This is a genomic window from Aquimarina macrocephali JAMB N27 (assembly GCF_000520995.1).
In the GTDB taxonomy this organism is placed as follows: domain Bacteria; phylum Bacteroidota; class Bacteroidia; order Flavobacteriales; family Flavobacteriaceae; genus Aquimarina; species Aquimarina macrocephali.
Map to the genome: position 1 here is coordinate 1 of NZ_JACA01000014.1, position 21,335 is coordinate 21,335.

The 21,335-nt window shown below is 30.9% G+C and carries 17 protein-coding genes and 1 other RNA gene; 8 read left to right on the plus strand and 10 right to left on the minus strand.

The features are described from left to right. Positions 1-370: tRNA isopentenyl-2-thiomethyl-A-37 hydroxylase MiaE (gene miaE, locus Z054_RS0110535; RefSeq protein WP_024770028.1), on the minus strand; the 370-nt coding region annotated here is incomplete at its 3' end. A gap of 147 nt (positions 371-517) precedes the next feature. On the opposite strand from miaE (Z054_RS0110535), the gene Z054_RS0110540 reads away from it, so the two are divergent. Continuing rightward, positions 518-946, plus strand: coding sequence for a hypothetical protein (locus tag Z054_RS0110540; RefSeq protein ID WP_024770029.1), 429 nt, complete (start codon positions 518-520; stop codon positions 944-946). A 33-nt stretch (positions 947-979) separates the two neighbouring features. Here the strand turns inward: Z054_RS0110540 and Z054_RS0110545 are convergent, their stop codons facing one another. Continuing rightward, positions 980-2,791, minus strand: a complete 1,812-nt coding sequence (locus Z054_RS0110545) for a DNA polymerase III subunit gamma/tau (protein ID WP_024770030.1) — start codon at positions 2,789-2,791, stop codon at positions 980-982. Between the two features lie 127 nt (positions 2,792-2,918). Between Z054_RS0110545 and rnpB the strand changes: the two genes are divergently transcribed. Continuing rightward, positions 2,919-3,227: RNase P RNA component class A (gene rnpB / locus Z054_RS30155), an RNA gene on the plus strand. Positions 3,228-3,294: 67 nt separating this feature from the next. Then, positions 3,295-4,422: an N-acetyl-alpha-D-glucosaminyl L-malate synthase BshA gene (gene bshA, locus Z054_RS0110550; protein WP_024770031.1), complete on the plus strand. Its 1,128-nt coding sequence runs from the start codon at positions 3,295-3,297 to the stop codon at positions 4,420-4,422. Positions 4,423-4,506: 84 nt separating this feature from the next. Here the strand turns inward: bshA and Z054_RS0110555 are convergent, their stop codons facing one another. The 3 genes from Z054_RS0110555 to Z054_RS0110565 form a co-directional block, all read right to left on the minus strand. Continuing rightward, positions 4,507-5,046 (minus strand): hypothetical protein, encoded by a 540-nt coding sequence (locus Z054_RS0110555; RefSeq protein WP_024770032.1) that lies wholly within the window; start codon positions 5,044-5,046, stop codon positions 4,507-4,509. Positions 5,047-5,139: 93 nt separating this feature from the next. Then, complete coding sequence (locus Z054_RS0110560; protein WP_024770033.1) at positions 5,140-5,634, minus strand: hypothetical protein; 495 nt, start codon at positions 5,632-5,634, stop codon at positions 5,140-5,142. Positions 5,635-5,724: 90 nt separating this feature from the next. Further along, on the minus strand, positions 5,725-6,537 hold the full coding sequence (locus tag Z054_RS0110565; protein WP_024770034.1) for a DUF1338 domain-containing protein: 813 nt from the start codon (positions 6,535-6,537) through the stop codon (positions 5,725-5,727). A 163-nt stretch (positions 6,538-6,700) separates the two neighbouring features. Between Z054_RS0110565 and Z054_RS0110570 the strand changes: the two genes are divergently transcribed. Beyond that, the gene (locus Z054_RS0110570) at positions 6,701-7,183 is read left to right on the plus strand and encodes an Lrp/AsnC family transcriptional regulator (RefSeq protein WP_024770035.1); all 483 of its coding nucleotides are present in this window, start codon (positions 6,701-6,703) and stop codon (positions 7,181-7,183) included. Then, positions 7,176-10,097 (plus strand): FAD-binding and (Fe-S)-binding domain-containing protein, encoded by a 2,922-nt coding sequence (locus Z054_RS0110575; RefSeq protein WP_035091446.1) that lies wholly within the window; start codon positions 7,176-7,178, stop codon positions 10,095-10,097. Before Z054_RS0110570 ends, Z054_RS0110575 begins: the two co-directional genes overlap by 8 nt. A 64-nt stretch (positions 10,098-10,161) precedes the next feature. Here Z054_RS0110575 and miaE (Z054_RS0110580) read toward each other — a convergent pair whose 3' ends face one another. The 3 genes from miaE (Z054_RS0110580) to Z054_RS0110590 all read right to left on the minus strand — a co-directional run bounded on the left by miaE (Z054_RS0110580) (position 10,162) and on the right by Z054_RS0110590 (position 14,127). Next, the gene (gene miaE / locus Z054_RS0110580; protein WP_024770037.1) at positions 10,162-10,743 is read right to left on the minus strand and encodes a tRNA-(ms[2]io[6]A)-hydroxylase; all 582 of its coding nucleotides are present in this window, start codon (positions 10,741-10,743) and stop codon (positions 10,162-10,164) included. A 170-nt stretch (positions 10,744-10,913) separates the two neighbouring features. Next, positions 10,914-12,677, minus strand: coding sequence for a T9SS type A sorting domain-containing protein (locus Z054_RS0110585; protein WP_024770038.1), 1,764 nt, complete (start codon positions 12,675-12,677; stop codon positions 10,914-10,916). Positions 12,678-12,837: 160 nt separating this feature from the next. Then, positions 12,838-14,127 carry a hypothetical protein gene (locus Z054_RS0110590; RefSeq protein WP_024770039.1) on the minus strand — a complete coding sequence of 430 codons (1,290 nt, stop codon included), beginning with the start codon at positions 14,125-14,127 and terminating at the stop codon, positions 12,838-12,840. Between the two features lie 228 nt (positions 14,128-14,355). On the opposite strand from Z054_RS0110590, the gene Z054_RS0110595 reads away from it, so the two are divergent. Then, positions 14,356-15,270, plus strand: coding sequence for a hypothetical protein (locus tag Z054_RS0110595; protein WP_024770040.1), 915 nt, complete (start codon positions 14,356-14,358; stop codon positions 15,268-15,270). A gap of 137 nt (positions 15,271-15,407) precedes the next feature. Here the strand turns inward: Z054_RS0110595 and Z054_RS0110600 are convergent, their stop codons facing one another. Together Z054_RS0110600 and Z054_RS0110605 are read right to left on the minus strand one after the other, a co-directional pair. Beyond that, complete coding sequence (locus tag Z054_RS0110600) at positions 15,408-18,005, minus strand: CHAT domain-containing protein (protein ID WP_161635279.1); 2,598 nt, start codon at positions 18,003-18,005, stop codon at positions 15,408-15,410. A gap of 396 nt (positions 18,006-18,401) precedes the next feature. Next, positions 18,402-19,655 carry a S8 family peptidase gene (locus Z054_RS0110605; protein ID WP_024770042.1) on the minus strand — a complete coding sequence of 418 codons (1,254 nt, stop codon included), beginning with the start codon at positions 19,653-19,655 and terminating at the stop codon, positions 18,402-18,404. A gap of 222 nt (positions 19,656-19,877) precedes the next feature. Here Z054_RS0110605 and Z054_RS0110610 point away from each other — a divergent pair, with 222 nt between their 5' ends. Further along, a complete protein-coding gene (locus tag Z054_RS0110610) occupies positions 19,878-20,435 on the plus strand; it encodes an RNA polymerase sigma factor (RefSeq protein ID WP_024770043.1) in 558 nt (185 codons plus the stop codon). A 14-nt stretch (positions 20,436-20,449) separates the two neighbouring features. Then, the gene (locus tag Z054_RS0110615) at positions 20,450-21,271 is read left to right on the plus strand and encodes a tetratricopeptide repeat protein (protein ID WP_024770044.1); all 822 of its coding nucleotides are present in this window, start codon (positions 20,450-20,452) and stop codon (positions 21,269-21,271) included. Positions 21,272-21,335 lie beyond the last annotated feature (64 nt).

Below are 21,335 nucleotides of genomic sequence, written 5' to 3' on the forward strand. Positions count from 1 at the left end.
AACGCTCACAACTTCTAGCTTCAATCAAAGCTGCATATAATAAGCGATGTACAAGCTGGGTTGTTCTACTTCCTCCTTTTGGGAAAAAAGTTATCAATTGAATCACGTAGTCATCTTTTCGATCTCTACCCAGAATCCAACCCCGTTCAAGAATTTTATCATGAACCATTTTAAAATGACTCATTTCTTCTTTTACCAGTTTTATCATCTCTTGCACTAATTCTGTGTATTCAGGAAAACTCACAATAAGTGATATTGCTGTAGAAGTAGCTTTTTGTTCGCAGTATGCATGATCTGTAAGAATCTCTTCAATATTTTTTTCTACAATATTTACCCATCTTGGGTCTGTGGGAAGTTTTAAGCCTAACATGGTTCCGGTAGTTTTTTATAATAATTACAAATTTATGAAGTAACTCATTATAGAACTAAGATTCGAAAGAAAATATTAATTTTTTCATTTTTACTTGTTCGAAGCAACCTTAAAGATTTTTATTCATCTTATTAAAAAATACATATTATGAATAAAAGTAGCCTGGTTGGTCTAATTGTAGTATTAGGATTCTTAGCTTGTAGTAGTGATGATGATAATAATAACCCAAGTAGTTGTGATCAATTAACCGTAATTAGTTCAAAACAATATATTGATGAACCAAATCATGATTTGACGATAAACAGTTTGAAAATAAATGAAAATTGTTTGAAAATCAGTTTTGGTTCCAGTGGATGCAGCGGGGATAGTTGGGAGTTGAAACTTATTGATTCTGAAGAAATTTTGGAAACCAACCCGCCACAAAGAAATTTAAGATTGTCTCTAAAAAATGAAGAATTATGTAATGCATTTATTACTAAAGAAATATCATTTAATATTCTTGGGCTAAAAGTAGATGGTAACAGAGTATTGCTTAATATAAAGAACTCAGACGATCAGATACTTTATGAGTATTAAGGAAAACTATAATAATTTGATGACAAGATCAAATTAAATATCTAAATCAAAAGAGGAACGTAGCTTATCAATAAGAGGATTTTTTTCTCTTAATTTTTCATACTTATCCTGGGGGGTGAAGGCATACTTTTTAGAAGCCTCTTCGTTTACAGTAATCTTCATTTCAATACTGTAATTTTTTAATTTTTTGAATAAAAATTGTAATAACCCGGATTGAGCAGCTTCCATATCAATTTTCATCGATTGATTAGGCAACTCTAATGAGATAGAACCTTTGTCAAGGGTAGGGATATTCATGGCAAACATAGATCCAATAATACGCTCTCCTTTTTTATCTTGCATTTTACCATATTCTATCCAGCCTTCCTGCATTTGTGATTCTGTAAATTCCTCTTTTGGTAAATTTTCAGGATCAACTACCTGTTCTTCTTTACTTTCTTCATGTTCTTTTTTCCTCTTAATACTACTTAGTGATAATCCAGAAGTTTTACGTTCCTTATTTATTAAAACTGGTTTTTTCTCAATTACAACAGGAGCTTCAACGGTAATTGTATCTTCAGAATCATCTTCTTGAATATGAGATTCTGTGTCTTTGTCTTGTGTAACCTCAGAAACTGGAGTAGTTGAAGGTTCTGGTTTTTCTTCTACTTGAGGAGGTGTGCTATTTTGTTTTTCAGTTTTTTCTAAAGCCTTTTCTTTTATTTCAGATGAAATTTTAACTGGCTTAATTCCCTTTTCCTTAAAATAAGAAGGAGGAATTATGAAGGGTTTGTCATTTTTTTTTTCTCCATCCACAAGGATAGAGGCAAGTTGCATTAGGCATAACTCAACCAGCAGTCTTTGATTGCGACTGGTTTTGTATTTTAGATCACAATCATTAGCAAGTTCAATACCTTTAATAAGAAAACCATGCGGAGCTTTTTGTGATTGCTCTAAATATTTAGCTTTTGTTTGCTGTCCTACTTCTAGAAGATTGATAGTAGCCTGATTTTTACATACTAATAAATCTCTAAAGTGCGATGCAAGACCAGATATAAAATGATGCCCATCAAAACCTTGAGCAAGAATTTCGTTATATTCTATAAGGAGTTGTGGGATATTATTCTCAAGTATTAAATCGGTAGTTTTAAAATAAGTTTCATAATCTAATACATTCAGGTTTTCGGTTACCGCCTGTCTGGTTAAATTTTTCCCACTGAAACTAACAACTCTATCAAAGATTGATAAAGCATCTCGCATTGCGCCATCTGCCTTTTGAGCGATAATTTGCAAAGCATCTTCATCTGCAGTAATTCCTTCCTGTAAAGCTACCTGCATTAAATGATTTTTAGCATCGGTTACTGTAATGCGTTTAAAATCAAATATTTGGCAACGCGATAAAATTGTTGGAATAATTTTATGCTTTTCTGTTGTTGCCAGAATAAAAATAGCATGTTTAGGAGGCTCCTCTAATGTCTTCAAAAAGGCATTAAAAGCTGCTTGAGAAAGCATATGAACCTCATCAATAATATATACTTTATATTTTCCTACTTGTGGTGGAATCCGTACCTGATCGATAAGGCTTCTAATATCATCTACAGAGTTGTTTGAAGCAGCATCGAGTTCAAAAATATTAAAGGCAAAATCTTCATCTGGATGCTCATTTCCATCCTGATTAATTGTTTTTGCCAGAATCCTGGCACACGAAGTTTTTCCTACTCCTCTTGGACCAGTAAATAATAATGCTTGTGCAAGATGATTGTTTTCTATAGCATTAAGCAGCGTATTAGTAATTGCCTGTTGCCCTACAACATCCTTAAATGTCTGGGGTCTGTATTTACGTGCTGATACTATAAAATGCTCCATCGTTACAAAGTTAAAAATTGCTTACAAAAAATAAATTATAGCTATCGGTTTTTATCTTTAGTTATTAACACCCAAAAAATAATTCTGAATTCTGAATTCTAAGTTCAGAATTATAATACTTTTGCACAAAGCAGATCACCTTATCGCTCCTGGTTATTCGGGAGAGGAAAGTCCGGACACCATAGCACAGTATAGCGGGTAACGCCCGTCCGTCGTAAGGCGAGGACAAGTGCAGCAGAAAGTATGTACAGGTAATGCTGTAGTGAAACCAGGTAAACTCTATGCGGTGCAACGCCATGTAAACCAGCTTTTGAGGGTTGTGCGCCCAATGTTGGAGGGTAGGCGGTTTGAACTGATAAGTAATTATCAGTCTAGATAAATGATAAGGATCCTGATGTATCGGGAAACAGAATCCGGCTTATGATCTGCTTTTTTTTACAACTCTTTTAACAATACCCAATATCAATTTTCTTGTACCTTGTACGACAAGAAAAATTATTTGAATGAAAATTGCTATAGTCTGTTATCCTACCTTTGGAGGTAGTGGGGTGGTGGCCACAGAATTAGGAATTGCTTTGGCAAAACTAAACCACGAAGTACATTTTATTACCTACAAACAACCTGTTAGGCTCAATCTGTTAAATCCGAATATTCATTTTCATGAAGTAAACGTACCTACATATCCTCTTTTTCATTATCAACCATATGAATTGGCATTGTCTAGTAAATTAGTTGATACGATTAAAAAGTATAAAATAGACGTACTTCATGTTCATTATGCTATTCCGCATGCATATGCTGGATATATGGCAAAAAAAATGCTTGAAGAAGAAGGAATTTATGTACCTATGGTGACTACATTGCATGGGACAGATATTACCTTAGTAGGAAACCATCCTTTTTATAAACCTGCAGTAACATTTAGTATCAATAAAAGTGATATTGTTACTTCTGTGTCTCAAAGCCTTAAAGACGACACATTACGTTTATTTGATATCAAAAACGATATAGAGGTCGTTCCTAATTTTATTGATGCAAGTCAAAGAAAAACCAGTTTTACAGATTGTCAACGAGAACTTATGGCAACTCCAGAAGAGCGTATTGTTACTCATATTAGTAATTTTAGAGCTGTAAAACGTATTACAGATGTTGTAGATATTTTTTATAATATTCAGAAAAAGATGCCTGCAAAATTATTGATGGTTGGAGAAGGCCCAGAACGTAAACCAGCTGAGCAAAGATGTAAAGAACTTGGTATAAAAGATAAAGTGGTGTTCTTCGGTAATAGTAATGAAATAGATAAGATATTGTGTTTTTCTGATCTGTTTTTACTTCCATCAGAACGAGAAAGTTTTGGTTTAGCTGCATTAGAAGCGATGGTAAATAAGGTACCTGTAATATCAAGTAATGCAGGAGGAATCCCAGAAGTTAATACTCATGGTGTTTCTGGATATATGAGTGATGTAGGAGATGTAAAAGGTATGTCAGAAAATTCAATTAGAATTCTGGAAAATGATAGCAGATTAGAAGTCTTTAAAGAAAATGCATATAAAGAAGCAATGAAATTTGATATTAGTAGTATTATTCCTCTATATCTCAAAATGTATGAGAGTGCTTTGGCTGCAGTATAATATCATTTATTTATAAAATTAAAAACACCGTTATCATGTACATGACAACGGTGTTTTAGTTATTACTTTATTATAATGGTATGTCTAAAATGTATATCTGGCAGAAATACCAACATTTACTCCTGTATTGTCTACATCTCTAAATCCATTTGATTGATCTATATCATGAATATCAAATGTTGGACGAATACTAAATGCTACCTGAAGTGGAAAATCAAAACGATAGTCAACTCCAAAATCTGCTCCTATGTAAGGAAAAAATTCAGCATCTCTATCTACATCACCAATAATTACACCAAGGTATCGGGTTTTAAAATCTATATACCCTGCACCTACACCTGGACCAGCAAACCAATTTAGTTTATCCCAGATATTATATGTCCAATGAAAAAATACTCCACCACGATACGTAGAGATGAAAGAATTTGTTTTAAAACCTAAATTAGCGTCAATTCTGTTGTGTTCACTTATTATTTGTCGTTGATATGTAATTTCGGGACCAAACCCTTCATCTCCAACAACTCCATCTGATAACCGAATTCCTATAGCATTTTCAGGAATATCTTGTGCCTGCAGTTGTGAAGCCGAAATAATGATTGATAGTACAAAAAAAAGTTTTTTCATGATTTTAATTTTTAAAAATTTTAATTGATTATAATAATAGAAATGGTTAGCGTGTTTTAAAGTCTTGTGTGTAAAACTAGTGTATTAAAAGTGTTAATCAAATTTGTATCTGGCGCTTAAGCCAAAATTAAAGATGATATCATCATTAGTATAACTATCGAAGTATATCTCTGGTCTGAAGTCCAGTGAGATTAATAGTGGGAAATCAAAATTATATTCAATACCTACATCTCCTGTTACAAAACCAAAGATGGTTAAATCATCATCACGTACAATATTAGAGTCAAAATCAACTAATCCACCTCCAATTCCTGGCCCAACATACCAATTTAGACCTCCGTCAATATTAAAAACCCATTGGTATATCCCTGTTAGCTTTAGAGCATTGTAGTTTCTTTTGCCTTGCGCTCCAAGTCCTAATTCTATTCGTGTTTTAGAACTTAAAGCATTTTGATATGAAGCTTCGGCCCAAAAACCGTCTCCTTCGCTAATACGTAAACCAATAGTATGTTTAGAAATTTCCTGAGACTGTATATTATAAATACAAAGAAATAGAAAGGGAATTATAAAAAATATATACTTCGTCATAATCGTAAATAGTAATTTCCTATTCCCGACTATAACGTCATAAATCTTCTATTCTGTAAGGATAAATCTTAAATCTTTGTTAAGATTAAATTAACTACTTTGTAACTGCATGTCGGTGCTCTCAAAAATCTTATCTGCAGAATCAGCTATAAATCCATTAAAAATAACATCTTGATTATTTTTGTAACGGTATGAAAATTCATAATAGCATGATGTGATTTCTTTAACGTTTTCTTCGAATTCTACCTTGACCACATCAGCCAAAATACTGGATTGCTCTAGTAATTGGGATGGAGAGCCTTTTATTTCACCTCCAGAAGTATTCATTTTGAAACCATTCTCTTTTAAAAATTCATTAACTTGAGATAAATCTTTAAACGATTGAAGCTTATTAACATCTACTGTGAAGTGATTAGAGCAAAAGCCATTAACATATACCCAGGCTGCATATTCTGATGTAGAAAGGAGTGTTTTGTATATCTCAAAGGATGGTTTGGCCCAAATCCTGCCTTTTAGAATAAGATCTTCTTGTTGTAAAATCTTATGATCTGTTTGATTTATGGTGTTTTGGATTATGTTATTTAATTCTACAGAAAACTCTTCGAGAAGTAATTCGCTAATAAAGATTTTTGGAGCGTTAAGATTACTCTTGTGCTCAAAATGTTTTGCGTATAATTTTTTGGCCTTAAAATGATATTCTCCTTTGGGTTCATAACCCATTGCAATAAAGGGTTTTGCCAGAACATCGATACTTACTCTAGGATCATTAAAAGTACGTATTGCAATATGATCATTAAAAACAGTATTACCTTCTGCTTCAAACAAAGATTTAATTTTTTGTGCAGAAGGAGTTTTTGCAGTGTATTGTTTCCAAAGTTCTTCAAAAAAATGAGTCAAATTCATTTTAATTATGTTTTTATTTGATACAAAATTATTATTTTTGACTATTATTGCGTGTATATATATTGGTTTTAGTTCCAATTATATAGATTTTGTGTCAAATTGAAGATAATGTTTTGTTTTTATTATCAATTTTGACTGTGGATGTTTTAAATTTTTTATTGGTATGAATCATTTTGATTATATAGATCAGCAGATATTATTACAGATACGCGAAGATGCAAGGAAGCCTTTTTCTCAAATAGCAGAGAATTTAAAAATTTCTAATTCTTTGGTACATCAGAGAATTAAAAAACTTAAGAAACGTGGTGTAATAAAGAAAGCCGAGTTTGTAGTAGATGAGAAACAAATTGGTTTTAAAACGAAGTCTTATGTTGGTATTCGTTTAAGAGAGGCTAGATATGCAAAAGAAGTAGTTGATGGTTTAAAAGAAATTCCGGAAATATTAGAATGTAATTATGTTTCAGGACATTATGCTATTTTCATTCTTATTTTTGCATTTGATAATCATCATTTGCGTAAGATTCTGTATGAAAAAGTACATCAGATCGATGGAGTCGCAGGAACGGATAGTTTTATTTGTTTTGATACTAATTTCAGGAGACAGGTATCTTTAAATTCTTTAGGAAAGAATATTTCATATGATTGATAAAAGTATATTGACATCTTTACAAGACCAATTAGAAGGTCAATTACAATTTGATACTCTGATTACTTCTTTATATGCTACAGATGCTTCGGTATATCGTAGAATTCCTTTGGCAGTAGCATTTCCAAAATCAATACAAGATGTGAAAAAAATAGTTGCTTTTGCATCTCAATATGGTATTGGTATTATTCCCAGAACAGCAGGAACATCACTTGCAGGACAATGTGTGGGAGATGGGATTGTGGTGGATGTTTCTAAATATTTTACCAAAATAATCGCAATAGATAAAATAAGAAAAACGGTAACCGTTCAACCAGGAGTAATACGGGATGATCTTAATCGTTTTTTGAAACCGTATGGACTATTTTTTGGTCCCAATACATCAACATCTAATCGTTGTATGATTGGAGGAATGGTAGGCAATAATAGTAGTGGTACTACATCTATTCAATATGGTGTTACAAGAGATAAAGTATTAGAATTACAAACGATATTGTCTGATGGTAGTGAAGTCATTTTTTCTGAACTATCATCAAATGATTTTGAAGAAAAACGAAATTTAGATACTCTTGAAGGAGAAATTTACAACCAGATTTATACCGAACTTTCTTCTGAAGAAATCCAACAACAAATTGCTACTCATTTTCCAAAACGAGAAATTCATCGTCGCAATACAGGTTATGCTATTGATGAACTGATTGATTCTGAGATTTTTTCTACCACAAATACACATTTTAATATGTGTAAACTTCTTGCTGGAAGTGAGGGTACATTGGCTTTTACTACACAAATTACATTACAGTTAGATGAACTTCCTCCAGAAGAAACATTAATGATTGCAGCGCATTTTAGAACTATTGATGATTGTATGAGAGCAGTAGTGCCTGTAATGCAACATTCGTTATTCACTTGCGAAATGATGGATAAAACCATTTTGGATTGCACAAAAAATAATATCGAACAATTAAAGAATCGTTTTTTTATTGTTGATGATCCAGAAGCGATCCTCATGCTGGAGCTTAGAGCAGATGATGCTGATCATTTAGAACAGCAAAAAGATAACCTATTAAAAACTCTTGATGACTCAAAGCTAAGCTATGCCAATCCAATTTTACGTAGGGAAGAAATAGATAAGGCTTTAGAACTAAGAAAGGCAGGATTAGGATTATTAGGTAATATTGTTGGAGATAAAAAAGCAGTTGCTTGTATAGAAGATACGGCGGTTGCTATTCCTGATTTAGCAGATTACATATCAGAATTTACAGATTTAATGAAGTCTTATGATCAAGAAGCTGTGTATTATGCACATGCAGGAGCAGGAGAAATTCATCTTCGGCCTATTCTGGACTTAAAAAAGAGTAATGATGTAGCCCTATTTAAAAAAATAACAGATGATGTAGCATCTTTGGTAAAGAAATACCAAGGTTCTATGAGTGGCGAACATGGTGATGGTATTGTAAGGGCTGGATATATACCCTTTATGATTGGTGAGGACAACTATAAAATATTAGAACGTATTAAAAATACTTTTGATCCTAATGCTATTTTTAACCCAGGTAAAATTATAGATGCCTATCCCATGGATCAAAAACTACGATATGAAATAGATCGAAAAGAACCAGAGATAGATACCATTTTTGACTTTACCGACTCGATGGGGATTCTAAGAGCTGCAGAAAAATGTAATGGTAGCGGTGATTGCCGTAAATCTGTAGAAGCAGGAGGGACCATGTGCCCCAGTTATCGGGCTACAAAAAATGAAAAAGATACTACTAGAGGTAGAGCAAATACACTAAGAGAGTTTTTAACCAATAGTGAAAAGGTTAATAAATTTGATAATAGAGAATTAAAAGAAGTTTTTGACCTCTGTCTAAGTTGTAAAGGATGTGCTAGTGAATGTCCTTCTAATGTTGATGTAGCTGCGCTGAAAGCAGAATTCGAATATCAATATCAAAAAGAGAACGGAATATCGTTACGTACAAAGCTTTTTGCTTATAGTAATAGATTGAATGATATAGGGAGGATTGCTCCGGGTTTAACAAATTTTTTCTTTACCAATGCACTGACATCCGGGATTTTAAAATCCATTTTTGGTATTGCCAGAGAACGAAATTTACCTTTGTTAAGCAAACAATCTTTAAGAAGTTGGTGCAGGAAAAATATAAAAAAAATACAACCTGAGAGACCTATAAAAACGGTATACTTTTTTATAGATGAATTTACAAATCATCTGGATACTAAAATAGGAATAGATGCGATCGAACTACTCGCTAAATTAAATTATGAGGTAAAGATAGTTGACCATAAAGAAAGTGGAAGGACTTTTATATCAAAAGGATTGTTGAAACAAGCTAAAATTCTGGCAAATCTTAATATTGAAACGTTTAGTAATTATATTACTGAAGAAATTCCTTTGGTTGGATTAGAACCCTCTGCGATACTTACCTTTAGAGATGAATATTTACGATTAGCTGATGATAAAGAAAAAGCAACATCAGTTGCAGCACATACGTTCTTGATTGATGAATTCTTACATACAGAGATAGAAAACGGAAACATAACTGCTGATCTATTTACTGCCGATACCAAAACAATCAAAATACATGGGCACTGCCACCAAAAAGCTTTATCTGGTATACACGATACATTTTCGATTCTAAATTTACCCAAAAACTTCAACGTTACTATCATTCCATCTGGATGTTGTGGTATGGCAGGATCTTTTGGATATGAAAAAGAACATTATGATATTAGTATGCAAATAGGAGAGCAAACCTTATTTCCGTCAGTTAGAAAAACACCTGAAAACACTATTGTCGTTGCTGTAGGTACTAGCTGCAGGCATCAAATAAAAGATGGGACAGAGCGAGAAGCGTTACATCCCATTAGTATTCTAAAAAATGCTTTAGTATAAATAAGATTTTAAAATTGGAAGTTTCAAATAAATGTAGGATTCAAAATCTAACTGATATAAAACATTATCCGTGTATAGTTTCGGAAGTGCCGTAGTTCTGAATAATTTCTCCTTCAAATTTTAATAAATCATCCCATTGTTTATCTACATCAATACCTTTTCCGTATTTACGTGCAAAACCAATAAATGTCGTGTAATGACCAGCTTCACTAATCATTAAATCGTGATAGAATTTTGATAGCTCAGGATCTTTTATTTTTTTTGAAAGAAGCTTAAATCGTTCGCAACTTCTTGCTTCGATCATTGCAGAAAATAATAATCGGTTAACCAGACTTTGCTTACGACTACCGCCTTTAATACCAAACTTAAACAATTCATTTACGTAACTATCCTTTCGTTCTCGACCTAATTTATAACCCCGCTTTTTAATAATTTCATGAACCATTTCAAAATGCTGTAATTCTTCTTGTGCCAAAGCTAATAAATCAGTAACCAAATCGGTATGTTCAGAATTTAACGTAATAATGGTAATGGCATTTGTGGCTGCTTTTTGTTCGCACCATGCGTGGTCTGTTAAGATTTCTTCGATATTTGTTTCGGCGAGAGCTGCCCAACGTGGATCTGTTGCCAGTTTTAAACCAAGCATATTTTTTTATTTAAGAAGGATTAATTTGATGCCAAATATACACATTTCGCAATAGTTATATATCAAATAAAAGATGGAATGCAACTATAAAAGCTACACTCCATCTGTATTTGAGAAAACATATTCTTTAATTTTTCAAAATTTCAGTTTAGTTTTCAAAATTATTAAATCTACTTTTTTATTAGTTTTTTTATATAGGTTTTTCCATCAATAGTAAGTTTACAGAAATATAATCCAGCAGGCCATCTAGCTGCTTGTACTTGATGATTATCTTCTGTTATAGTAGTATTATAGAATTCTTTCCCGCTTTGATTGGCGACACGTATGGTTATATGTTTCAGTTTTTCAAAATCTTTTATAGTTATTTTAAAATGATCTATAAAAGGATTTGGAGAAATATTAATATTTCGGGTTTCATTTAAGTATACTGTAGACACAAAGCTTTTTTGCAAACAAATCTGATTGACCACATGTTGAATCTTATACTCACAAGTATGATCTACTGTCAAAGACAGGGAAGTATACATCGCGGCTCCTGTTCTGGTAAAAGAATTAAGTAAAGACCAGCTAATGTCTCCTGTACATTTTTTATAAATGTAAAATGTTTCTTCGTCATACTCATCTGCATGTGAGGTAATATTACTAATCACCAGGTTATTTGATGTTGCAGATGCACTAAAATATGTATTAAAGGAAGGATCAGGTTTACAACATTCTTTAACCGTAAAACAGGTTGTTGAAGAACATCGGCCTGTATTAGAAGGCCAATTAATAGTAACACAATATTCACCATCTCCCATAGGAGGAATTTGATAATCTCCTGAGTGTCCACTTATAGGAACACCGTTATATGTCCATTCATATGAATATCGATATAACGTTGGTCCAATAGGGTCAGAGTCGAATCCAATTAATCGAGAAGGGAATTCATTACAATAATATATATCTGGTATAGAAACTATAGGCCCTTCATCTTCTATAATGGTAAATGAATATGTAGTTTTACAACCATTTTCATCGGTTATAACTAAAAGATATGAACCGTAGTTGGAAGGAGTAAAACAAGGAGTAGTTGCCAATAAAGTACTCATAGGTAATGTCGGATGTGGACCCCACCACTCATATGTATATGTGCTACCAAATGGAGCTAGTGGAGCACAGATTTCCTGAAAATCAGAATCACATATTTTGATTTTTTTTGGTATTTTTATGGTAATATCCTCACATTCCTTTTTTAATTCTACTTCATCTATATAAACAGATTGACTGTGTATCATAAGGGCTGTTGCAGGATCTTTAATCTTAAACAAAATCCTATCATATCCCAAACCTGCTTCTGCTGCAGTAATGGAAAAACTAGCACAATATTGACTCCAGAATGAATTGCCACTACCATCAAAAGTCATAGTTGGAGTAGTTAATATCCATTTCCCATCATCTGCACAATCATTGTCGTTAACTACATAAACTTCGATGATTTGATAAGGATCACTAATTGAAATTACTCCACTACTCGCACGTGCACCCCAGAAACATAAATTATAAGTTCCTTCGGTTAACGGGCCTGATAATGTACCTTTTAAACGTTCTCCTATCAATGTGTTTCCTGTGGATCCTCCATTTTGAGTTTGCCACAAATGTGCATAGCGATTATCTCCTGTCCTTTCTTCTAAACCGGCAGGCGTAGTATATATATTATTTGGTACTTGTATATTAGAGTTACTTGATAATCTATCTAATAGATCTACTCCGCTTCCACCAGCTGTAAAAATCAATGGATCTGTACATTGATGATTCCATCCCGTAGCAAGGTTTATTTGCCCACGATTTGTAGGAACATTTCCATCTTCAAAATCAGGATTGAGAACTAGATTTTGACCTATGGATAAAATAGGGATGATATAAAAAATGAAAATCATTAGTGTTTTTTTCATGTTATATAGTTTTATAGTTTATTAAAATGATTTGATTTATAAAGTATGTGTTTGCTATAAATGATTGATATTTATTAAGAACAGAGGTAATATGTATTGGAGAATAGTTTTTTAATTCAGAGTTTATTCTCCAATACATTTATCCTAAGGCTAAGGCTTACTATTCAACTTTACATACTTGGTATTCTGCTTTCCAACTGGTAAAATTGACACAAGTTTCCCACCCGTACCACTCAAAAGGAGTATTGTGAATATTAACAGTACTGGGAATCCATGCATACCAATCATTATAATATCTTCTTTTTGAATTGAACACATAACTGTTTATAGGGCTATTAAAATACCCCAAAGGTCTAGGTGATCTATTCCAATCTCGTTCATAAGTATTCCAATAAAATTTGTTTGTAGCAAGAGGTACCCATACATATGCATGTAACGAAGGTTTGTATAAAGTAGATCCTATCTGATTAGGTTTAACTTTAGCTAAATCTTTGGAGTACCCGGATATAAGATCATAGGTAGGAAAGTTTTCTACATGATATCCAATAATTGCATATTCAGATTTGTTTCCCCAACCGTTTTCATACCGATAGCCATTTTTTATTTTTATGTTATGAGAATCATATCTGATTATGGTTTTTCTTGCAGGCAACTCTATTAAATTTTCTTCTCCTAGTTGTATAACATTTTCATTTTTATCAAATACTGAAGCATGGTCTACTAAAAATAATGGGTTAGATGTTTTAAGAGAAGTTTCTTCTCCTAAGATGATCTCTTTTAATTTTCCGTTATTAGTAAAATACCAGGATACAATAAAATCTTCTATTTGCTCATTATTGGTACAATCTGTTTCGATGTTTGGAGATATTATGGGTTGTTTGTCGGGATCTATTTGATTCAGGTTAGGAATAAAAATAGCAGGTAAATATTTTTCTATTTCAGCTGTTTCTGGATATTCGGGATTTGAAGAAATAGGAGTATGGGTCATATCATTTGCGATACTTTGTAAGGATAGTCCATTGTTTTTTAAATTTTTATTTATTATTTCAAAGTATTGAGGTGCAACTTTTTCTAATTCTAATAAATATGCCGTTTCGGTTTTAGACTCTTTTGCCATCTGTATAATGGTTTTATTAAAGTTATCATCCTTTATTAAATCTCGTGTGGCTAGAGCTATTTCATATAAATATTTATTTAATTTCTCTTCGTCTTTATCTTCTTGATTTTGCATTAGTCTATTGATATCTTGATTGTTTTTTATAATCGGAATGTTATCAAGCGTATAATTACCAACTTTTTTGAAGTTTATTTTTTTTAGATCATTGTTCGTGATCTCTTCTTTTTCACAACTATATATTATGCTAATGAAAACAATACATAAAATAGCAGATATGCATTTTAAAAATTGTTCTTTTAGTTTCCATAAATTAATATTTTGATTTGATTTCATGCTAAATGTTTTAAGAGTAAATATCCCCAGAACTTTTCTGAGTTTTTTAATGATCGATCTTAGTAAAGTGTAGATTCATGAAATTCATTACCCATAAAAGAAAATATTTTTTTTAATGGGTAATGAATTTTAGTTTTTCATACTTAGTTATAGATCGATCTATTTTTAAAAAGGTGAATCCCGAAAAACCTATATAAAAAGAGTAGGGTACAATTAAAACCAAAAATCATGAAAAATCATTTAGCAAGATTATTGCTCTTATTATTTTTAGCTATTGCATTTGCTTGTTCCAAAGAGGAAGAAATAATCTCTATTCAAAAAGAAAACGCAGAGTATAAACACTCAGGAGTACACATGGCACCATGGACTTTATCTATGGACTGGCAATTTAGTTTTGGAAGCTGTGCTACAGGTCCGGGTGTATGTTTTAAAGATGGAGATGGAGATATTGTTATTGGTTGGGGGTCTATTTTTAATAATGGAGGACAAATAAGTTCTGCAAACCAACTACATGAAGCATTTAAGGTGTTGATGAATGGCAATGAGAATAAAGATAATGGAGTAATAGCGTTTCGTATAGAGGGAGATAAACTACATCTGGTGTTTTCGAGAAGCTTAGAAGAGCCTGATTTTATACTAAAAGAAGATGTAATACTACGAAAAAAACTGGCTAGACATTTAGGAATGGAAGAAATTACCATTCCTGCTGGAGTATACAAAGTAGATAGAAGTAATTTTGAATATGGGGAAGTAAAAGTTCCTTTTAGAGGAAAAGAAATTACTTTGGATTATCATGAAGATTATGGTATCATAAAAACTAAAGATTATCCTGTAGGAAGAAAAGTAACTTTAGAATCGTTTTTTGAAGATTTAAATATTACTAAAAAGGATTTAAAGGAATATCAAATTGTTGAAGCCAAATTTACAGGAATAGCCTATACAGAACATTTGGTTAATGATGAATTGATTTATGTTTGGCATAGGTACAATAACGAACCAGTATCTGTATTTGAAGGAGTTTTGAATGATGGAAAGCCTATAAGTTCACAAAGAATTCATTGGTGTGGCAATGAGTTTGGAGGGTTTAGTTCATTTGATTTCTTTTGGGCATTTATTGATAATGGATGTTGGTGGTGTGACTAATTATAATTTTGGAAGTATCAAAAATACATTTCCTTATTTAGATTAGTGGTTTTTATCATTCTGAGTCTGATAAAATAACATAAAAATGTAGTTTAAACGGACTTAGAATGGTAATTGCTTACAATTCTAAAAGCATATTATGACTTGTAATAATACCAAATACTACTACCAATTAATAAAATAATAAGTAAAAACACAGCCAAAAAAAGATAGTTATGACTATTGTTGTTTACAGTAGAGGTAACGTTTTCAATACTACCGGTTAAAATTAATGGTGCCCAAAAATATGGAGAGTTTTCTGATAATTGATGTTCTTTTAGGTATCTAAGTTTAGCTTTTCTTAATGCATCTGATTTTGTTTTTCCTTTTTTTAGGTGGTTGTAAAAATCAAGAATAATTTCTGAACTTGATTTTTCATTGGTATTCCATAATGAAGAGATTACATTTTTGGATCCAGATTGAAAAAAACCACGCGATAAACTCATGACACCTTCTCCTGGTTGTATATCACCGATGCTAGTTTGGCATGCATCTAAGATTATTAAATCTGCTTGATTTTTAACAAAATATAACTCGTTTAGAGTGATTTTTTCGTCATAAAATGCTATCCAAGGATCATGATTACTAGTAGAACTTGCATGGGTGGATAGATGTATGATATTAAATGTGTTAGCGTTGTTAATAAAACTTGATTTTAAAGCTTGTTCTTGATATAATATTTTAGCAGGAAATAACTTTTGTATTTCTTTCATTTTATACTCACTTCTATTCAAGCTAGCTAACTTGTGTTTTTGGAAATGTATAGGAGCGAATGCAATAAGGTTAGAAGTAGGGTTTCTTTTTTTTTGCTCTACCTTTTTTAATAAAGACATAGAATAAGCATAGCTTATCTCTGTAGAATATATTAAGTAAGGTGTTCGTTTTTTTTGGGGAAGAGGAGCTGTAATTAGAGTTTCAAACGGAAAGTTTTGCAATATATAATCAGGGATTATTAGTAGCTTTTTGTTTTTTAATAGAGTATTAGCATTATCGAAAGGAAATAATTTTTGATAAACAGAAAAAGATGTCGTGCTAAAAGCATCTAATTGTTGTTGCGTGGTAAGTGGTTTAGTGCTAAACTTATTAATAAATTTAATTTCTTTGTGTAATTGTTTTATGTCTTGTATTTCAAAAAAGTTAACCCCTTCTTTATTTATATAAATACCATATCCTTCATTTTTTGTAATAATATATTGTACTAAATCTGTTGAAGAAGATATGATTTTAGAATAACTTTCTTTAAATGAAGAAATTGCTATTTCTTTTTTGTATTGAAAATAGCCCGGATATTCTTTTTCTAAAGAACTAATAAAGTTTTGGTATTCTTTTTTATGTTTAAATAGTAAAGATTGCTTTTCGGGTTCAGAGAGTAATGTATCTATTTTTTGTAGTTCTATGGTTTCATGTATTTTATGTTTTAAGCTATATTCCCTTTCTTGAAGGACCTCAGGAAGTCCCCCTCTCTTTTTGGCTTCCTCATGAGTTAAATTTTCTAGTAAGGATAAAGATTTACTTTTTTCCATAAAGAAAAAAGCCTTTTTTGCATCCTGTAATTCATAACAAATAGAAGTGGCCAGCATATATAGATCAATGCCTTTTTTCCTCCAAAAATATTTAGACTGTTGTTCGGTACTTTCTAATCTAATAATATCTATTAATTTATCAGCAAGAGTAATGGTTTCTAATGCATTTTGAAGATATTCTTCATTTTTAGTTTTTGAAAAAAAATCTAACCATGCATTGGCCTTGTCTTTAAGATCATTTACTAAATTAACCTTATCATAAGATTGCGCCAATTTCTCTATAGATGGGAGTTTTTTTAAATCAAAATTATCATATTGATCTATACCATAGAATATTGCTTTTTGGTAATTTGTTAAAGCATCTGCATGGTTTTGCTTTTTTAAATAATAATCCCCTAGATTATCATAGATTGAGGTTTTTAAGGAATCATATTGTTTGGCATTTTGGTAATTTTCATAAGCTAATTGATCTTTACCTAATTTGGCATTAATGTATCCTAAAGCATTATATGTTGTAGCAATATTATGTTTGTTTTTTTGATTAGTTTTTAAACTTAATGTTAATGCCTTTTTATAATAATCAATTGCTTTTTGGTGTTGTTCGATTTTATCATAGATATAGCCATATCTGGCATAGATTATTATCTGATTTTTTGTTTTAAGTTGCTCAGATAGTTGTAAGATGTTTTCTTCTGTTTTTTTTAGATATTCGATGGCTTTTATATAATGATCCTTTTTCATTGTTTCAGAATAAACACGCGAAAAGCTCAGGTAAACACGGTATTTTTCTTTATTTAATATAGAATCATTAGCTTGTTTAATAATATTTTCTGCTTCGTTAAGATAATCTATGGCTTTATAATAGTCTCCTTGTTCTATATAAAGATTGTTAATACCAATGGTATATGCCATGATAGTATACCTATCTTTATGGGATTGCTTAATTAGGGTTTTAAAAGTTTTTAAAGCTTTTGTTCTGTTTCCAGAATAGAGATACATATATGCAAGGTTGTTATAACTTTTATTAACCTTATAAGGAATGGTGTCTATAAATTGTTTTTGAATATGTAATGCTTTTTTAGTGTTACATATAGCATTTTCATAATCTTTATTTCTAACATTAAATTTCCCAAATTCATTATATAAATAACTTGTAATTATTGGATTATCCATACCTTTTTTACTTTCTAAAAGGGTCTTAATCTTCTCTATTTTACAATTGTATTCTAAAGTTGAATTTTCTAACTTTTTATATTCAATCTCTAGGGAGAACTCTTTAGTACTTTGAGTATATATGGAGGGCAGAGTAAATAAATATATAACAAAAGAGTAATAAAGTCGCATATTGTAGGGTTAGAATGAGGCTGTCTAAAAAGTCAAAAACCGTATGCATTGTCGGCCTTAAGTTTGTCTAAAACCAATTTATAATCAATCAGTTAATGATTTTGACAAGCTTAGTCTGACAGCTAAGGATTACTTTTTAGACAGCCTCCTCTAAAATAAGAATCTTTTTTGTTTAAAAAAAAATAAAGCTATTTGCTTTAGGATTAACACCTAAGCAGAGGTATTTTATTCAATAACTCTATCACCATAATATGTAGGCAGTGATCCAGAAATCAATAATGTTCCGTTAATTCGTAATTGATTTGTAATCTCTACGGGTGTTGTATATCCAGATAGATAATATATAGCAGACTTTGCCGCTACTAAGGGAGCCGCATACGAAGTTCCCGAAACCAGATAAAGTGCTCCATCATTATCGTAAAAAGATACTTGATCCCCTATAGATAAAAAATCTACACTTGTAATACCATAATTAGAAAAAGAAGATTTTACTATTTCTGCTCTGTTTTGAAAACTAAAACTACCTATACCAAGAACATTGTTGTTGTTGTATGAAGAGGGATAATGAGCAACAGATTCATTATTATGATTATCGTTTCCAGAAGAAGATATGTGAAGAATATCTGGGTTTTCAGAAATAAACTTATAAAGCAATGAACTAGGAGCGCTATACCATCCAAAACTCATATTAATTATAGAAACAGATGGTTTGTTTACAGTATATAAATAACCACATAATAGTTTAAAAGTGGATGTTTTTCCTAAATGATCAAATACCTTAACTGGTAATATTCGATAATCAGTAATGTTTTCATTATCTAATTTAGATTTAATAATACTACTTACAATGGTTCCATGCCCATTATCGTCATATACATCATTATCACTATTTATAAAGTCCCAACCAGATATTTCTTCTCCTTCTTCATTTTTTTTACAAAGTCTGGCATTAGATGTTGAAGTATATAAAAAAGGATCTCTATATGGTAGTTTATTTAAATTTATACCAGTATCAAGAATAGCAATTGTTATAGTAGAATTAGGTTTTAAAAAAGAGGTAATTAATGAATTACTATGACTAGATGTAATTGTTGTTAAGGTTGTTGGTGATGTATTTTCATTGGTATAAAAAAATTGATAATCTGTTCCTTCTATACCTCCTTCTTGAGTGATTTGATCATTTCTTCCTTCAATATCTACACTTGGATCAAACTCCCATTTCTCGATTCTATCATTAGTACAATCACATTTTTTAAATCGTTTTACGTTATATTTTCTTCTTAAATTATTTTTCATGGAAGTATTGACCCCTTGTTTATATGCTATAATTAATTCATTTGCAGATCTAATAGGTAGATTAACAGGATTATTTTTACTAAAACTCTGATCTGTTACTGGTTTATCTATATCCTGAGTTGTACAACCAAAAATGAAGAAATATATTATTAATAGAGGCAATAAAGGTTTTAAGCATTTCATTTTATTTGTGTTTTAAATGTTACTTTTATCGTATGGTGCATAAATAATAAATTTATTACCCATATATTTTAAATAAATTGAAAATAATGATTGCTTAATCTTCCATTAAGGGGGTTGGTTTCCTAAGGTTTGTCTCTAGGGTATTGATTTATATATTTTGAAATAAGTGTTTAGATTTAATCTTATCAATAATAAAAAAAGAAAACGAAAGAGGTTAACTTCATGAAAGATATTACAAATGTAAAAGATAAGTTTATCACTGCACTCTTGCAAAATAATAGTGTTGTTATTGTCGAGATTTATGAAAGATTTTTTCCAAAAGCATTACGATTTATTTTACAAAATAAAGGTAATCATGAGCAGGCTAGAGATGTTTTTCAAGAATCACTATTGTATATTGTTATAGGAGTTAGAGAAAGAAAACTTAATATCGATTGTTTTGAAGCTTATTTGTTTACAATTTGTAAAAATATTTGGAGAAGAGAGTTGGAAAAACAAAAAAAACGGGTAATAAAAGATGCTATTACTACACTAGTAGATAAAGATACTGATTTTGCTTTATTTGTGTTAGAGCAAGAACAATTAGAGCTGTATAGAGAAAAATTTGCACTACTATCGGATAATTGTAAAGAGATTTTGTCACTTTTTTTTAATGACGTTTCTTATGAAGAGATTATCAAGGAGCTATCTTATGCTACTATTAATACAGCTAGGCAACGAATATTTAAGTGTAAAAACAAGTTAATTAAAATGATAAAATCTGATAGTCGGTTTTACTAATATGAAATATAACAATGAAATTTGATGATATTATTTACCAAAAAATAGAAGCATATTTATCTGGTAATATGAGTATTGATGATAGAGAAGCATTTGAGCTAAATATTTTGTCTAATAAAGAACTTCAAGAGGAAGTACAAGTTCAGAAAACTTTAAAATATGCTATAAGTGAAAAACAATGGGTTTTAAGAGAGGATAACAGAGATGATGAAGAGGTAAATAAAATTAAAAATTTAAGAAAAAGTAAAGAGTACTCTTTAACTATAGAAAAAATACAAGAAGCAGAAAACCTTTATTTTGAAAAAAAATCATTAAACAAAAAATGGGTTTATTTTTCAGGTGCTATTGCATCTGTAATTTGTATTATATTGATGGTGCAATATTTTAGTGTTTCTCAAACAACAGATTCATTATATGCAGAATATAGTGATTGGAGTGAATTACCTTCTTTAACAATACAGGGTAATATACAAGATAATCTTGCCGAAGGAGAACAATTATTTTTTGATAAAAAATATAGAGAAGCAATTTCTGTGTTCTCTAATAGCTTGAATACTTCATCCAATGTTTCTAATATAGATTCTACTCCTTATATCTTATCTTATTTGGGAGTATCTTATCTTGAAATAGGAGAGTATCAAAAATCGTTACAAATATTTAATAAGCTCTTAAAAAGCAATTCTTTGGATAGCTCTAAAGGATACTGGTATATTACTTTGGTATATTTAAAAATGAGAGACAAACAAAAAGCGAAGGATACATTGCTGTTAATTCTTAAAAATGAGAAAAATTTTAATTTTCGAAAAGCAAAAGAGCTTTTTGATAAATTAGACTAAAGAGTTTAATCTATTAATAATGGTATAATCTTTACTTATATTAGAGAAACAACGAGAAGCGTTA

Coding starts and splice junctions, on each gene's coding strand:
- Z054_RS0110540 (WP_024770029.1), top strand. CDS start 518: ATGAATAAAAGTAGCCTGGTTGGTCTAATTGTAGTATTAGGATTCTTA.
- Z054_RS0110545 (WP_024770030.1), bottom strand. CDS start 2,791: ATGGAGCATTTTATAGTATCAGCACGTAAATACAGACCCCAGACATTT.
- bshA (WP_024770031.1), top strand. CDS start 3,295: ATGAAAATTGCTATAGTCTGTTATCCTACCTTTGGAGGTAGTGGGGTG.
- Z054_RS0110555 (WP_024770032.1), bottom strand. CDS start 5,046: ATGAAAAAACTTTTTTTTGTACTATCAATCATTATTTCGGCTTCACAA.
- Z054_RS0110560 (WP_024770033.1), bottom strand. CDS start 5,634: ATGACGAAGTATATATTTTTTATAATTCCCTTTCTATTTCTTTGTATT.
- Z054_RS0110565 (WP_024770034.1), bottom strand. CDS start 6,537: ATGAATTTGACTCATTTTTTTGAAGAACTTTGGAAACAATACACTGCA.
- Z054_RS0110570 (WP_024770035.1), top strand. CDS start 6,701: ATGAATCATTTTGATTATATAGATCAGCAGATATTATTACAGATACGC.
- Z054_RS0110575 (WP_035091446.1), top strand. CDS start 7,176: ATGATTGATAAAAGTATATTGACATCTTTACAAGACCAATTAGAAGGT.
- miaE (WP_024770037.1), bottom strand. CDS start 10,743: ATGCTTGGTTTAAAACTGGCAACAGATCCACGTTGGGCAGCTCTCGCC.
- Z054_RS0110585 (WP_024770038.1), bottom strand. CDS start 12,677: ATGAAAAAAACACTAATGATTTTCATTTTTTATATCATCCCTATTTTA.
- Z054_RS0110590 (WP_024770039.1), bottom strand. CDS start 14,127: ATGAAATCAAATCAAAATATTAATTTATGGAAACTAAAAGAACAATTT.
- Z054_RS0110595 (WP_024770040.1), top strand. CDS start 14,356: ATGAAAAATCATTTAGCAAGATTATTGCTCTTATTATTTTTAGCTATT.
- Z054_RS0110600 (WP_161635279.1), bottom strand. CDS start 18,005: ATGGATAATCCAATAATTACAAGTTATTTATATAATGAATTTGGGAAA.
- Z054_RS0110605 (WP_024770042.1), bottom strand. CDS start 19,655: ATGAAATGCTTAAAACCTTTATTGCCTCTATTAATAATATATTTCTTC.
- Z054_RS0110610 (WP_024770043.1), top strand. CDS start 19,878: ATGAAAGATATTACAAATGTAAAAGATAAGTTTATCACTGCACTCTTG.
- Z054_RS0110615 (WP_024770044.1), top strand. CDS start 20,450: ATGAAATTTGATGATATTATTTACCAAAAAATAGAAGCATATTTATCT.